This is a genomic window from Acidovorax sp., assembly GCF_046339755.1.
Taxonomy (GTDB): Bacteria; Pseudomonadota; Gammaproteobacteria; order Burkholderiales; family Burkholderiaceae_C; genus Acidovorax.
On sequence record NZ_JBKDTZ010000417.1, the window covers coordinates 1 to 12,532 of the forward strand.

15 protein-coding genes and 1 pseudogene are annotated in these 12,532 nt (G+C 67.6%); 8 read left to right on the forward strand and 8 right to left on the reverse strand.

All coding sequences use genetic code 11. The features are described from left to right. Positions 1-845: nucleoside recognition domain-containing protein (locus tag ACK59X_RS35735; protein WP_409964335.1), on the reverse strand; the 845-nt coding region annotated here is incomplete at its 3' end. Between the two features lie 175 nt (positions 846-1,020). Here ACK59X_RS35735 and ACK59X_RS35740 point away from each other — a divergent pair. Genes ACK59X_RS35740 through ACK59X_RS35760 form a run of 5 tightly spaced genes read left to right on the forward strand, consistent with a single transcriptional unit; the run spans position 1,021 to position 4,728 of the window. Continuing rightward, positions 1,021-1,734 (forward strand): YebC/PmpR family DNA-binding transcriptional regulator, encoded by a 714-nt coding sequence (locus ACK59X_RS35740; RefSeq protein ID WP_409964336.1) that lies wholly within the window; start codon positions 1,021-1,023, stop codon positions 1,732-1,734. Positions 1,735-1,792: 58 nt separating this feature from the next. Beyond that, on the forward strand, positions 1,793-2,077 hold the full coding sequence (locus ACK59X_RS35745; protein ID WP_409964337.1) for a DnaJ domain-containing protein: 285 nt from the start codon (positions 1,793-1,795) through the stop codon (positions 2,075-2,077). A 19-nt stretch (positions 2,078-2,096) separates the two neighbouring features. Next, a complete protein-coding gene (locus ACK59X_RS35750) occupies positions 2,097-2,675 on the forward strand; it encodes a hypothetical protein (protein WP_409964338.1) in 579 nt (192 codons plus the stop codon). 2 nt (positions 2,676-2,677) lie between these two features. Continuing rightward, positions 2,678-3,442: a hypothetical protein gene (locus tag ACK59X_RS35755; RefSeq protein WP_409964339.1), complete on the forward strand. Its 765-nt coding sequence runs from the start codon at positions 2,678-2,680 to the stop codon at positions 3,440-3,442. Positions 3,443-3,450: 8 nt separating this feature from the next. After that, positions 3,451-4,728 carry a hypothetical protein gene (locus ACK59X_RS35760; RefSeq protein ID WP_409964340.1) on the forward strand — a complete coding sequence of 426 codons (1,278 nt, stop codon included), beginning with the start codon at positions 3,451-3,453 and terminating at the stop codon, positions 4,726-4,728. 6 nt (positions 4,729-4,734) lie between these two features. Here the strand turns inward: ACK59X_RS35760 and ACK59X_RS35765 are convergent, their stop codons facing one another. Beyond that, positions 4,735-5,184: a hypothetical protein gene (locus tag ACK59X_RS35765; RefSeq protein ID WP_409964341.1), complete on the reverse strand. Its 450-nt coding sequence runs from the start codon at positions 5,182-5,184 to the stop codon at positions 4,735-4,737. A 22-nt stretch (positions 5,185-5,206) separates the two neighbouring features. After that, positions 5,207-5,956, reverse strand: a complete 750-nt coding sequence (locus ACK59X_RS35770) for an AAA family ATPase (protein ID WP_409964342.1) — start codon at positions 5,954-5,956, stop codon at positions 5,207-5,209. 194 nt (positions 5,957-6,150) lie between these two features. On the opposite strand from ACK59X_RS35770, the gene ACK59X_RS35775 reads away from it, so the two are divergent. Both ACK59X_RS35775 and ACK59X_RS35780 read left to right on the forward strand, forming a co-directional pair. Beyond that, entirely contained in the window at positions 6,151-7,356 is a 1,206-nt protein-coding gene (locus ACK59X_RS35775; RefSeq protein WP_409964343.1) for a GGDEF domain-containing protein, read from the forward strand. 178 nt (positions 7,357-7,534) lie between these two features. Continuing rightward, on the forward strand, positions 7,535-7,903 hold the full coding sequence (locus tag ACK59X_RS35780) for a DMT family transporter (RefSeq protein ID WP_409964344.1): 369 nt from the start codon (positions 7,535-7,537) through the stop codon (positions 7,901-7,903). On the opposite strand, the gene ACK59X_RS35785 is transcribed toward ACK59X_RS35780, so the two are convergent. Further along, on the reverse strand, positions 7,904-9,178 hold the full coding sequence (locus ACK59X_RS35785) for an amidohydrolase family protein (protein WP_409964345.1): 1,275 nt from the start codon (positions 9,176-9,178) through the stop codon (positions 7,904-7,906). It abuts the gene before it with no gap. 121 nt (positions 9,179-9,299) lie between these two features. On the opposite strand from ACK59X_RS35785, the gene ACK59X_RS35790 reads away from it, so the two are divergent. Beyond that, on the forward strand, positions 9,300-9,695 hold the full coding sequence (locus tag ACK59X_RS35790) for a VOC family protein (RefSeq protein ID WP_409964346.1): 396 nt from the start codon (positions 9,300-9,302) through the stop codon (positions 9,693-9,695). Between the two features lie 2 nt (positions 9,696-9,697). Here the strand turns inward: ACK59X_RS35790 and ACK59X_RS35795 are convergent, their stop codons facing one another. From ACK59X_RS35795 to ACK59X_RS35810, 4 genes and pseudogenes are all read right to left on the reverse strand, one after another. After that, entirely contained in the window at positions 9,698-10,144 is a 447-nt protein-coding gene (locus ACK59X_RS35795) for a hypothetical protein (RefSeq protein ID WP_409964347.1), read from the reverse strand. Next, a complete protein-coding gene (locus ACK59X_RS35800) occupies positions 10,141-11,064 on the reverse strand; it encodes an ABC transporter permease (RefSeq protein ID WP_409964348.1) in 924 nt (307 codons plus the stop codon). Before ACK59X_RS35800 ends, ACK59X_RS35795 begins: the two co-directional genes overlap by 4 nt. 166 nt (positions 11,065-11,230) lie before the next feature. Continuing rightward, entirely contained in the window at positions 11,231-12,292 is a 1,062-nt protein-coding gene (locus ACK59X_RS35805; RefSeq protein ID WP_409964349.1) for an ABC transporter permease, read from the reverse strand. Between the two features lie 15 nt (positions 12,293-12,307). Then, a pseudogene (locus ACK59X_RS35810) lies at positions 12,308-12,532 on the reverse strand (ABC transporter ATP-binding protein); the annotation flags it as partial.

The window sequence follows — 12,532 nt, forward strand, 5'->3', positions numbered from 1 at the left end:
AGGTAGGGCAGCAGGCCCTTGGCCACGTCGAAGCCCTCGCGTGCGCCTTCGATGAATGCCTCGTACACGGCCACCTTGCGCCAGGCGCCCAGCACGACGAACAGCACGATCAGCGAGAACAGCACCAGGTTGCCCAGCAGCGATGACAGGCTGGCCAGCGCCGCGGCGCTCAGTGTGGCCAGCAGTGCCATGAAGCCGCCGAGCACCAGCGCCACGGGCAGCAGGTAGGCCAGCACCACCGGGTGCCACAGCGGCAACCGCTGCACCACGGCCACGGCCAGCAGGCCGACGATGGTGGAGACCGAAGTGGCCAGCAGAATGGGCAAAAAGACCAGGGTCGGGTCCGGCGCGCCCTGCTGCATGCGGTACATGAAGATGGTGACCGGCAGCAGCGTGAGCGAGGATGCATTGAGCACCAGGAACAAAATCTGTGCGTTGGTGGCGGTGTCGGGCCGGGGGTTGAGCTCTTGCAGCGAGCGCATGGCCTTGAGGCCCATGGGCGTGGCCGCGTTGTCCAGCCCCAGGGCGTTGGCCGCGAAGTTCAGCGTGATGAGGCCCAGCGAGGGGTGGCCGCGCGGCACCTCGGGCATGAGCTTGGCGAACAGCGGTGCCAGCCAGCGGGCGAGGGCGTCCACGATGCCTGCCTTCTCCGCAATGCGCAGAAAGCCCAGCCACAGCGTGAGCGTGCCGAACAGCAGCACCATCACCTCGACCGAGAGCTTGGCCATGGCGAACAGCGCCTCGACCATGCTGCCGAAGATCTGCGCATTGCCACCCACCAGCCACTGGGCAAAGGCCGCCATGGCGGCGATGACGAAAAAACCCAGCCACAGGGTGTTGAGCATCCGGTCTCCACAAAAATGCACTGCGGGCCACAGGTTACCCCGGCCGTAGGCTGGAGCAACACGATGGTGGTACTCTATAGGGTTCGGCTGGATGCGGTTTTGCAGCGTTTTTACAACGCTTGCAGGCCCATTTTCTGGCCCGACCAATCAAAACTCACCGAGGAAGAGGTCCAACATGGGCGCGCAGTGGAAAGCAAAAGGCAAGGCACAGGTGGCGGATGCCAAGGGCAAGCTGTTTGGCAAGCTGGTCAAGGAAATCACGGTCGCCGCGCGCGGCGGTGCCGATCCGGCCGGCAATGCGCGCCTGCGCCTGGTGGTGGAGCAGGCCCGCAAGGTCTCCATGCCCAAGGACACGCTGGAGCGCGCCATCAAGAAGGGCTCCGGCACCGGTGCTGACGCCGTCAACTACGAACGCGTGATCTACGAAGGCTTTGCCCCCCACCAGGTGGCGGTGATGGTCGAGTGCCTGACCGATAACGTCAACCGCACCGCGCCCGAGATGCGCGTGCTGTTCCGCAAGGGCCAGTTGGGTACGTCGGGTTCGGTGGCCTGGGACTTCAACCACGTGGGCATCATCGAAGCCGAGCCCGCCAACGGCGATGCCGACCCCGAGCTGGCCGCCATCGAAGCCGGCGCGCAGGACTTCGAACCCGGTGAGGAAGAGGGCAACACCACCTTCTGGACCGAGCCCACCGACCTGGACCTGGTGAGCCGCGCGCTGCCGGCCCATGGCTTCACGGTGCTGTCGGCCAAGCTGGGCTACAAGCCCAAGAACCCGGTGAACCCGGCCAACCTGTCGGCCGAGCAGTTGGAAGAGGTGGAAACCTTTCTGGCCGCCATCGACTCCAACGACGACGTGCAGAACGTGTACGTGAGCCTGGCCGGCTGAACAACCCCCAAGGCCGAGGAGGCCAGGCGACGCCTGGCCGCTGCAGCCTGTCCACTCCATGACCGCAGACCACTACGCCGCCCTCGGGCTGGCGGCCAACGCAACGCTCGCCGACATCAAGAAGGCCTACCGCCAGAAGGCGGCCTTCTACCACCCGGACCGCAATGCTGCGCCCGACGCGGCGCAGCGCTTCCAGGCCGTGCAGAAGGCCTATGACGTGCTGTCCAACGACACGGCCCGCCAGGCCTACGACGACAACCGCCGCCGCAACCTGCTGGACGACCCGCTGCAGACGGCCCAGGAAATCTGGCGCACCTATGCCCAAGGCATTCTTCCCTCGTGACCCAAGGCATTCTTTCTTCGTGAAACTCTCTCCCTATTTCCATGACCTGCGCTCGGCCTACCAGGCCGAACTCGACGACCTGACCCAGGACTCCGAAGGCAAGGACGTGCTGCGCAAGCGGCTGGCCGAAAAGCGCAATGAAATCGCCTTCCTCGTGCAGATGATGGAGCTGGCACCCGAAATGGTGGCCGTGGTCTTCCACCAGGGCTTCCGGTTTGCGCGCCCGGCCGCATTGGAGAACTTGCTCGGCTGCGGCCAGGACGACCTGCCCGGCTGGAGCAGCCTGTCTGCCGACGGCGCCGTGGCGCTGGAGCCCTGGGCTGCGAGCCTGGCCAAGGCCGTGCTGGCTGAGCCCGGCGGCGAGCGCTTTTTGGCCGTGGCGGCGGGGCTCGAATTCATGCAGGCGCATTCGCGCCTGGCACCTGCGGCATCCCATGCTGACGCCGGCGACGAGGAGGGCGACGAAGACGCCGCCGAGCACGACGACGACTACGATGCCTTGAGCGCCGACGATGCGGCCGACCCGCACAACGCCCGTTCGCGCGAGGAAGCCAGCGACAACTGGCTCTCGGACGTCGGCTTTGACCGCAAGGACTGACCATGAGCAGCAGCAACACCCACCTGGCCCTCATCACCAAGACCACCGCCCTCATTGCCGCCGGCGACATCGTGGGCGCCGAGTCGGCCCTGTCCGAGCTGGCCGACACCGAGGGCGACAACGCCCTGATGGTGGTGCTCGACCAGCTTGCGCCCAAGGACGTGCTGGCAGTGATGCGCGATTACTACTATTCAAAGGCCTCGGTGGTCAACATGCTGGTCACGCCCGAGCAGTTCGCGCGCGCCATGGTGCTGGAAAAGCAGTACAAGGACCTTACCCACACGCACCTGCGCAACATGGTCAATGCCGTGGTGTTCCGCGACGATGCGGACCCGGTGGAGTTCCTCACCGCCATCGGCGACCTGGAAGGCGGCAGCGAGGCCATGGCCAACTACTTCGCCGAGAAGTGGAGCCGTGTGGAGGCCTTTGCCCGCACCGGCAGCTTCGACGCGGTGGAGGATTACGGCCCCACGCTGACCGACGACGAGCTGCTCGCCTCGGGCTATGTGCAGCCGCGCGTCGACCTCGACGAGGTGGCCGACCGCGACTGGATGCAGATGGCCTGGCTGCTGCGCTACGAGTGCCGCGACCTGTTCATCGAAACCCTGCTGGTGCTGCGCGCCAAGGCCCGTGCCTTTGACCTGGGCCTGGACGAGGGTGACGAGGTGCCGGGCGAGGAAGACGATGGCAAGTTCGAGACCAGCGAGACGGATCGAGGCAAGGCGACCCCCGTCGCGCGCGACTCCGACGAAGAATCCGCGATTTGACCCCCATCATGTCCGAGCACGACACGCCTTCTGCGCCAGCGGCCAACGCACTGCAGCTGCACGATGCGCGCCCATTCTTCGAGAAGGCGCTGGCCTACGGCGTGGCGCACGGCATCATCGATGCGGCCAAGCTGGCCGCGATGAACGCCGATGCCCCCAAGGGCATGGTGCAGATCGCGCGTTACTTCGGCAGCGAGTTCCTGCGGCCCGAGCTGGAGAAGGCGCGCGACCGCATGGTCAACCTGGTCAGCCTGTACCTGCTGGAGAGCACGGGCGGCGACCTGCACGAGGCGGCCGTATCTTTGCGCGACAACTCCTTCCTGTCGCGCTCCAAGGGCGGCTCGGACATGCTCAAGCGCCTGATCGGCATGCCCGAGAGCAGCAACTTCGGCATGGGCGGTTATGCCGATGCCGAGACGCCGCTTTTGGCCGTGTGGTCCCTGCGCAGCCATGCCGAGTACCAGGTGGAGTTGGCGCGGCGCAGCCAGATTCAGGCGGCCATCCGCGCCGCCCAGTGGCTGGCCGATGAATACGGCCTGGATGAGGATGCGCTCGAAGAGGCGGGCGCCGATGCCGAGGCCGTGGTCCGCACCGGCCTGCTGCTGCAGGCCCTGGCGCCCAAGGCGGGCGACTGGCCGAATGCCGTGGTGTTCGAGAAGATCGCCACCGCCCATCGCAAGAAGCAGACCGCGGCGGGCACGCTCAAGCTCTCGCTTCCCCCTGGCCTGCCCGCGGACCTGAAAGAGGTGTTCGAAGCCCAGCGCGTCACCGTGCTGGCCGACCTGCCCAGGCTGCTCGATGCCGCCACGCCGCTGCGCGGCCTGCTGCGACCCACCAGCGGTTTCCGTGCGCGCTACTTCCTGCTGGACGACCCGCTGGCCGAGGTGGACGACTACCACCGCAGCCTGGCCGACCTGGACGAGGAGGGGGCCGACGATCCGCAGCCCGCCAGCAAGACCTGGGCGAAGGCGGTGCAGGGCAACGAGGACGAGCCCAGCCTGCTGACCCTGTTCCTGTGCCTGGCCACGGGCACGCCCAAGAAGACCGTGCTGACCGAGAAGACCGCCGCCAGCCTGGTGCGCAAGCTGCGCAAGAGCGGCTGGCAGCCCCAACTGGCCACGGACTTCATCCGCGCCCACGCAGCCGGCGTGCGCCAGGCCGACTATGGGGATCTGTGGAACAGCTTCGTTCAGGAGTCGCAGGCCACGCTGCAAAGCGACATGGACTACCAGATGCATGACGCCCTGGCGCTGCTGCGCCGGGAGTGCCATGTGGTGGCGGGCTGAGCCCGGTCAGGGGCGGCGCCGGAGCGACACGGTCATCCACGGCTGCCACTCCCGGCTGCTGCTCTCTGCCTGCAGCGACCACGTTCCGGCCATTTCCGATCCATCGGCGTTGAACGCGCCGCGAAAGCGCACGCCGTCGCCGTCGTAGGCCACGCGCTTGCCCTCGACCACCGCGCGCATGGTATCGGCCTTGCCCGTGCTGTCGAAGGACTGCATGGTGTAGTGCCCCTCCTTCGCTCCGTCCGCCGCATCGGCTCCGATGATCTCGATGCCCTGCGACCGCCCGTCGGGCATGGCCGCGTCCCAGCGGTGCACCAGGAAATGCCCGCCCGGCAGCCATTCGTAGGTGTCGGTGGCGGTGTAGGCCGCCGACGTGGCGACGACGGTTCCTGTGGTGTGCCAGGCGCCCACGAACGGCGCGAGGTTCTGCAGGGCTGAGGGGATATCGATGGACATGGCAGGTTTCTCCTGACTGGCCCTACTGGGCGAACAGACCGTCCAGCATGCGCTGCGGGTCCATGAGGAACTCGCGCGTCACCCGGTAGTGCTCGGTGTCCTGGTAGGCAATGGGTGCGATGCCTTCTTGGCCGCAGTGGAAGATGGTCGCGTCCGGGTAGGCCATCAGAATCGGCGAGTGCGTGGCGATGATGAACTGCGATTTCTCTTCCACTAGGTCGCGCATGCGTGCCAGCGTCGCCAGTTGGCGCTGGGGCGACAGCGCGGCTTCGGGCTCGTCCAGGATGTAAAGGCCCTGGCCACCGAAGCGCTCCATCATCAGGGCCATGAAGGATTCCCCGTGCGACTGCTCGTGCAGCGAGCGGCTGCCGTATGCGCCGATGATCGGCGGGCCACCCATGGGGTCTTCGTCCAGCTTCTCGATTTCGGTGGCCACGTTGAAGAAGCTCTCGGCGCGCAGGAAGTAGCCGTCCCTGGGCCGGCGCAGGCCCTTGGCAATGCGCAGGTACCGGTGCAGATCGGAGTGCGATGCGCGTGTGCCGAAGCTGAAGTTCTTGGACCCGCCCTCGGCATTGAAGCCCAGCGAGACGGCGATGGCTTCGAGCAGCGTCGATTTGCCCGAGCCGTTCTCGCCCACGAAGAAGTTCACGTGCGGGTGCAGGTCGATCTGCTCCAGGGCGCGCACCACGGACAGTGAGAACGGGTACTGGTCGAAGGATTCGACCTTGTCACGCAGCAGCGTGATCCGGCTGACGAACTGGGAGGAGATCATGTCGGCAGGCAGACAGACAGGTGGGGAGGGCTGGTTGTGCGGCGCGCGCCACACTTCGGGGCTGGTAGCGGGTTTCCTCGGGGCTGTGTCAGCCCTGGGTCATGGGGTAAGAGTAACATTGCCTGCAATCCAGCCTGCCGGGCCTTCACCGCCTCCAGAAGCGCGCCTACCACCTGCCAGCCAGCCAGCTTTCAGTGCACACCCCGACCCTCGTCATCCTCGCGGCCATTCTTGCGCTGCTGCTCACTCTGGTGGTATTCACCATGTGGCATTTCAACCGGAACATTCCGGGCCTGGGGTGGTGGGTGCTGTCCTTCCTGTCGGCCTTCGTGTTCGGTGTGAGCCTGCTGGCGCGCGATCAACTGCCCGAGCTGGTGTCTGTGGTCATCTCGCAGTGCAGTATCTCGCTGGCGGCCTACATGTGCCTGCTGGGCAGCCGTGCCTACATGGGGCGGCCACCGCCTTCGCATGTGGTTGCGGCAATGGCCATCGGGGCACTGGTGCTGGCTTCTGCCTACTTCACCGTGGTTCAGCCCCACCTGGGCATGCGCTTCGTGTTTGCCGGGCTGGGCGCCGGTGTGTTCTTCCTGCTGACGGCGCGCACCCTGGCGCAGGGGGAGGCACGGCTGGTGCCGGCGCGCTATCTCTTCGCGCTGGCGGCGGCGGCCCACGGCCTGTTTTTGCTGCTGCGCCCCTTGCTGTTCAGCTTGGGCGCCGGCACGGCGGAAGCAGGAATTGACGCGAGCCTGGTGGCCCGGCTCTCGCAGTTCGTGGTGCTCGAGTCGCTGATCGCGCTGGTGCTGTTCGCCTTTGGCGCGCTGATGCTGGCCAACGAATTCATCGCCAATGAGCTGCGCCACCTGGCCGAGGTGGACCCGCTGACCAATATATTCAACCGCCGCGCCTTCCTGACGCTGCTGGACAAGGCCATGAGCAATGCCCAGCGCACCAGCGGCGCAGGCCTGCCGGTGCTGGTGATGGACCTGGACCATTTCAAGAAGGTCAATGACACCTGGGGCCACCAGTGCGGTGACGAGGTGCTGCGGCACTTTGTGCTGCTGGCCAACCGCTGCCTGCGCCGGGAAGACGTGCTGGGGCGCCTGGGGGGCGAGGAATTCGCGATTGCGCTGCCCAACGCGGACCACGAGGGGGCCCGCACGGTGGCCGAGCGCCTGTGCGCCCTGGTTGCGGCGCAACCGGCGGCCACCGAACGCAGCGCCATACCCATCACCGTGAGTATCGGGGTCACGCTGAGCGTACCCGGCGAAAAACCCGAAACCGTGCTGCAGCGCGCCGACGAGGCCATGTACCTGGCCAAGAAGCGCGGGCGCAACCGGGTGGAGGTGCTGCCGGCGCCGCAACGGGTGGTGGCGGCCGCCGCTGCCGTGCCGGCCCTTTGATCCACTGGGGCCGTGCGGGGTATTGGCCGGCCGCGGCCCTGTCATCGGCGCATTTGTGAAGCGGTGTAGAGTACCGCCATCGCTTTTTTTCCGTTCCTTGCAGGTACCGCTTTCCTGTCGTCTGTCTATCTGTTCGCTCCGCTCGGTACAAGCGGCTGGCGGGCATATGGAGCAGCGCATGGCGTTCACGTATCTGTTGGAAGCGAAATCACTTGCCTGGCTGTGGCTTGCGGCCAGCGTCATCTCTGAGGTTGCCGGTACCGTGGCGCTCAGGCAGTCGGATGGCTTTTCCCGCTTGGTCCCCGCAGTGATCGCAGGGGCCTGCTATGTGCTGGCGGTCTGGTGGATGTCACTGGCCATGAAGCACATCGGCATGGGGGTCACCTACGCAGTATGGGCCGGCAGCGGGCTGGGGCTGACGGCGCTGCTGGGGGCGGCGCTGTTCGATGAGCCACTCTCGGGCATGCGGCTTGCCGGGCTGGCGCTGGTGGTGGCAGGGGTGGTCACGCTCAGCCTGGCGGCATCGGCACCACCACCGGCGCGCTGATCACTCGGCCAGGAACCCCACGCTGCCCGGCCTGCCGGGCAGGTCCAGGGTCGCCACGGGGGCCGGGCGGCTCGCGACGCGCTTGCCGCGCCGGTACACCGCCAGCCGCGCGGCCCGCAGGCGGATCGCCTCCACCGGGTTGCGGGCATGCAGCAGCACGAAGTCGGCATGGCAGCCGGCCGCCAGGCCATAGCCCTCCAGGCCCAGCAATCGGGCGGGGTTGGTCGTGACTGCCTCGAAGCACTGGCGCATGGCGGCCTGGCTGGTCATCTGCGCCACATGCAGGCCCATGTGGGCGGCCTCCAGCATGTCGGCGCTGCCGCCGCCGTACCAGGGGTCCATCACGCAGTCGTGGCCAAAGGCCACGGTGAGGCCGGCCGCCATGAGCTCGGGCACGCGCGTCATGCCGCGGCGCTTGGGGTAGGTGTCGTGGCGGCCCTGCAGCGTGATGTTGATCAGCGGGTTGGCCACCACGCCCAGTTGCGCTTCGGCCATCAGGGGGATGAGCTTGCTCACGTAGTAGTTGTCCATGCTGTGCATCGACGTGAGGTGCGCGCCCGCCACGCGGCCATGCAGGCCCAGGCGGTGCGTCTCGTGCGCCAGCGTCTCCACATGGCGCGAGAGCGGGTCGTCCGACTCGTCGCAGTGCATGTCCACGCGCTTGCCGCGCTGCGCCGCCAGTTCGCACAGGATCTTCACGCTCTCGGCCCCCTGGGCCATGGTGCGCTCGAAGTGCGGGATGCCACCCACCACGTCCACACCCAGGTCGAGCGCGCGTGTCAGGTTGTCGAGCCCGCCCGGCGAGCGCAGCACGCCATCCTGCGGAAAGGCCACGAGCTGCAGGTCGAGGTAGGGCGCGACGCGCTGCTTCACGTCGAGCAGGGCGCGCACGGGCAGCAGGCTGGCGTCGCTGGTGTCCACGTGCGAGCGGATGGCCAGCAGGCCCTGGGCCACGGCCCAGTCGCAGTACTGGAGGGCGCGCTGCACGATGGCCTCGTGCGTGAGCTGGGGTTTCAGCTCGCCCCACAGCGCGATGCCTTCGAGCAGGGTGCCGCTCTGGTTCACACGGGGCTGGCCGTAGCTGAGCGTCGAATCCATGTGGAAATGGGCGTCCACGAAGGGCGGGCTCAGCAGCAGGCCGCCGGCGTCCACGGTTTCATGCGCGGGGGCCTGCAGGCCTTGGGTCACTTCGGTGATGCGCCCGTCCTGAACGGCCACGGACATCTGGGTGCGGCCGTCGGGCAGGGTGGCGTTGTGGATCAGCAGGTCGAGCATGGCGGTGTGGAAATGGCTGTGTTCACGGGGGTGGGTGGCTTGGCTGCTATTGTGTCGCGTATCGGCTGGCCATGGTGGGTGCAGCCCTTCGTTTCCATGTGTCCCCTTGCGGAGGTCTTCAGTGCAATTCGGCTACACCATTCTCTACGTCGAAGACGTGTCCCGCACCATTGCGTTCTACGAGGCAGCCTTTGGCTTCAAGCGCCGTTTTCTCCATGAGGCGGGCGACTTCGGCGAGCTGGAGACCGGCGCCACCGCACTGGCCTTCTCATCGCTCAGGCTCATGACCGAGCTGGGCAAGAACCCGCAGCGCGCCTCGGCCAGTGCACCGAGTTTCGAAATCGCCTTCACCACGGCCGACGTGCCTGCTGCGGTGGACCGCGCCGTGGCCGCTGGCGCGCGGCTTGTGCAGGCGCCCGAGCAGATGCCCTGGGGCCAGACGGTGGCCTATGTGGCAGACATCGATGGTGCGCTGGTGGAGCTGTGCACGCCCGTGGGGCCGCCGCCGGCTGGCTGAGTTCAGCGCCGGGGGCTTGCCGCATAGCGGTACAGCCCGGGGCGGTGGCCGGCCTCGATGGTGATGCTGCGTAGCGCACCGTCATGGCCCGAGCTGGCCTGCGCCGTGATGCGGATGCCGGTGCGCGTGGCGCGGCAGGCGATGCGGGTCAGGCTGATCTCCGCGTGGTCATTGTTGAGTTCGCGGATGCCCTGGGTATGCACCGCCTGCAGGCTGCCGTCGTCGCCGCGATGCATCCACTGCAGGTACAGGAACGACTGCGCGTACTGCGAACCATGCACGATGCGGTAGACCCCTTCGTTCTTGCGTACCGGCCATTGGCCGCAGACCTGCACCCAGTCCACCGCGTCGGCGGTGGCAAAGCGTTCGTAAGGCACATCCATGCCCAGGGCGTTTGCCGAAGGAGCGCACACCAGCGTCAGCGCAGCCAGCGCGATCGCTGTTTTCACCGCTCACCCTTGCGGTAGGGCTTCATCAGCGCCTGCGGATACGCCGCCTTGCGCGCCACCAGGACCAGGGCCAGGATGGACAGCAGGTAGGGCAGCATCAGGTAGACTTGGTAGGGCAGCCAGGCATCGCCGGCCTGCTGCAGGCGCAGCTGCAGCGCATCGAAGAAGGCGAACAGCAGGGCACCCAGCAGTGCCTTGCCAGGCCGCCACGAGGCGAACACCACCAACGCCACGCAGATCCAGCCGCGCCCGTTGACCATGTTGAAGAAGAAGGCGTTGAAGGCCGACAGCGTGAGGAAGGACCCCGCCACCCCCATGAGTGCCGAGCCCGTCACGATGGCGCCGGTGCGCGTGGCCGCGACCGACAGGCCCTGGCCCTCGGCGGCCTGTGGGTTCTCGCCCACCATGCGCACGGCCAGGCCGAGCGGCGTACGCATCAGCACCCAGGCCAGGATCGGCACCAGCACCAGCGCCAGCAGGGTAAGCGGGGTCTGCGCCGAAAGAATGGGCACGCCCAGCCATTCCATGGGCGCGAACGGCTCGATGGTGGGCGGCGTGTTCACCTTGGGAAAGCCCACGCGGTAGCCGTAGTAGCTCAGCGCAGTGGCCAGCAGCGTGATGCCCAGGCCCGAGACATGCTGCGACAGCGCCAGCCCCACCGTGAGCCAGGCGTGCAGCAGGCCGAACACGGCGCCCGTGAGCGCCGCCACCAGCACCCCGGTCCACAGGCCGCAGCCGGCATACACCGCGAGCCAGCCCGTGAAGGCGCCTGCGACCATGATGCCCTCGATGCCCAGGTTGAGCACGCCGGCGCGCTCGCACAGCAGCACGCCGAGCGTGCCCAGGATCAGGGGCGTGGCCACGCGCAGCGTGGCGATCCAGAAGGCCGGGTTGGCCAGGATGTCGAGCAGTTCACTCATTTCAGTTGTTCAATCCGTATGGGCGCTTCCCGCGGGCCACTGCATTGGCGCAGCTGAGGCCAGTGCTCCCGCGCAAGGGCCGCCCCGCCGCGCTGGGAGCGTCCCCCTCCCGCATTGCGCAGCAAAGCGAGAGAGGGGGAAGGCGCGAAGCGACTCAGGGGGTGCTTCATTTCATGCGGACCCGGTATTGCGTGAGCAGCGTGGCCACCAGCACGGCAATGAGCGAGGTGGCCACGATCACGTCGGCAATGTAGGTGGGCACGCCCACGGCGCGGCTCATGCTGTCGGCCCCCACCAGCACGCCGGCCACAAAGGTGCCTGCTGCTATCACGCCCAGCGGGTGCAGCCCGGCCAGCATGGCGATGACGATGCCGCTGTAGCCATAGCCGGGCGACATGTCCAGCGTGACATAGCCGGTGCGGCCCGCCACCTCGATGGCACCGGCCAGCCCTGCCAGCCCGCCCGAGAGCAGGGCCACCAGCACGATGGTGCGCGTGATGGGCACGCCGGCAAAGGCCGCGGCGCGCGCATTGGCGCCCGCTGCCCGGATGTCGAAGCCCGGAACCGTGCTCCGCAGGATCGCCCAGAGGATGAGTGCGAGCCCGATGGCCCAGAGCAGCCCCGTGTGCAGGCGCGTCTGCGGCACCAGCTTGGAGAGTTCCAGGTCGCCCTGCAGCGCCACGCTCTGCGGCCAGCCCATGGACAGCGGGTCCTTCATGGGCCCGTCCAGCAGGGCAGAGACCAGCAGCAGGGTGATGAAGTTGAGCAGCAGCGTGGTCACCACTTCGTCCACCCCCAGGCGCGACTTCATCAGCGCCGGGCCCAGCAGCAGCAGGGCCCCGGCCAGGGCCGCCGCCAGCATCATGAGCGGGAACAGCACGTACGGCGACCATTCCAGCCCCGTGCCCCCGTGCATGCCGCCCACGGCCACAGCGGCCAGCGCGCCGGCGTACAGCTGCCCCTCGGCCCCGATGTTGAACAGCCGCGCACGGAAGGCCACGGCCGCGGCCAGCCCGGTCAGGATCAGCGGCGTGGCGCGGGTGAGCGTCTCGGTCAGTGCAAAGACCGAGCCGAAGGCGCCTTGCAGCAGCAGGCCATAGGTGCGGCCCACGGGCGCGCCGGCCCACAGCACCAGCAGGCCGCTGATGAGCAAGGTGAACACCACGGCGCCCACCGGCGCTGCCACGTAGGCGGCGGGGGAGATGTGGTTGCGTTTTTCGAGTCTCATGGATGTCCGGGTTTTTCAGGCTGCAGAGGCGCCAGCCATCGCCAGCCCGATGGCCTCGCGCGTCCAGGCTTCGGCGGGCCGGGCATCGCTCAGATGCCCCTCGTGCATCACGGCCACGCGGTGCGAGACGCGCAGCACCTCGGCGAGCTTGTGGCTGATGAAGATGATGGACAGGCCCTGGGCCACCATCTGCGACAGGGTGTGGAACAGTGCCTCGCTCTCCTGCGGGGTGAGCACGGC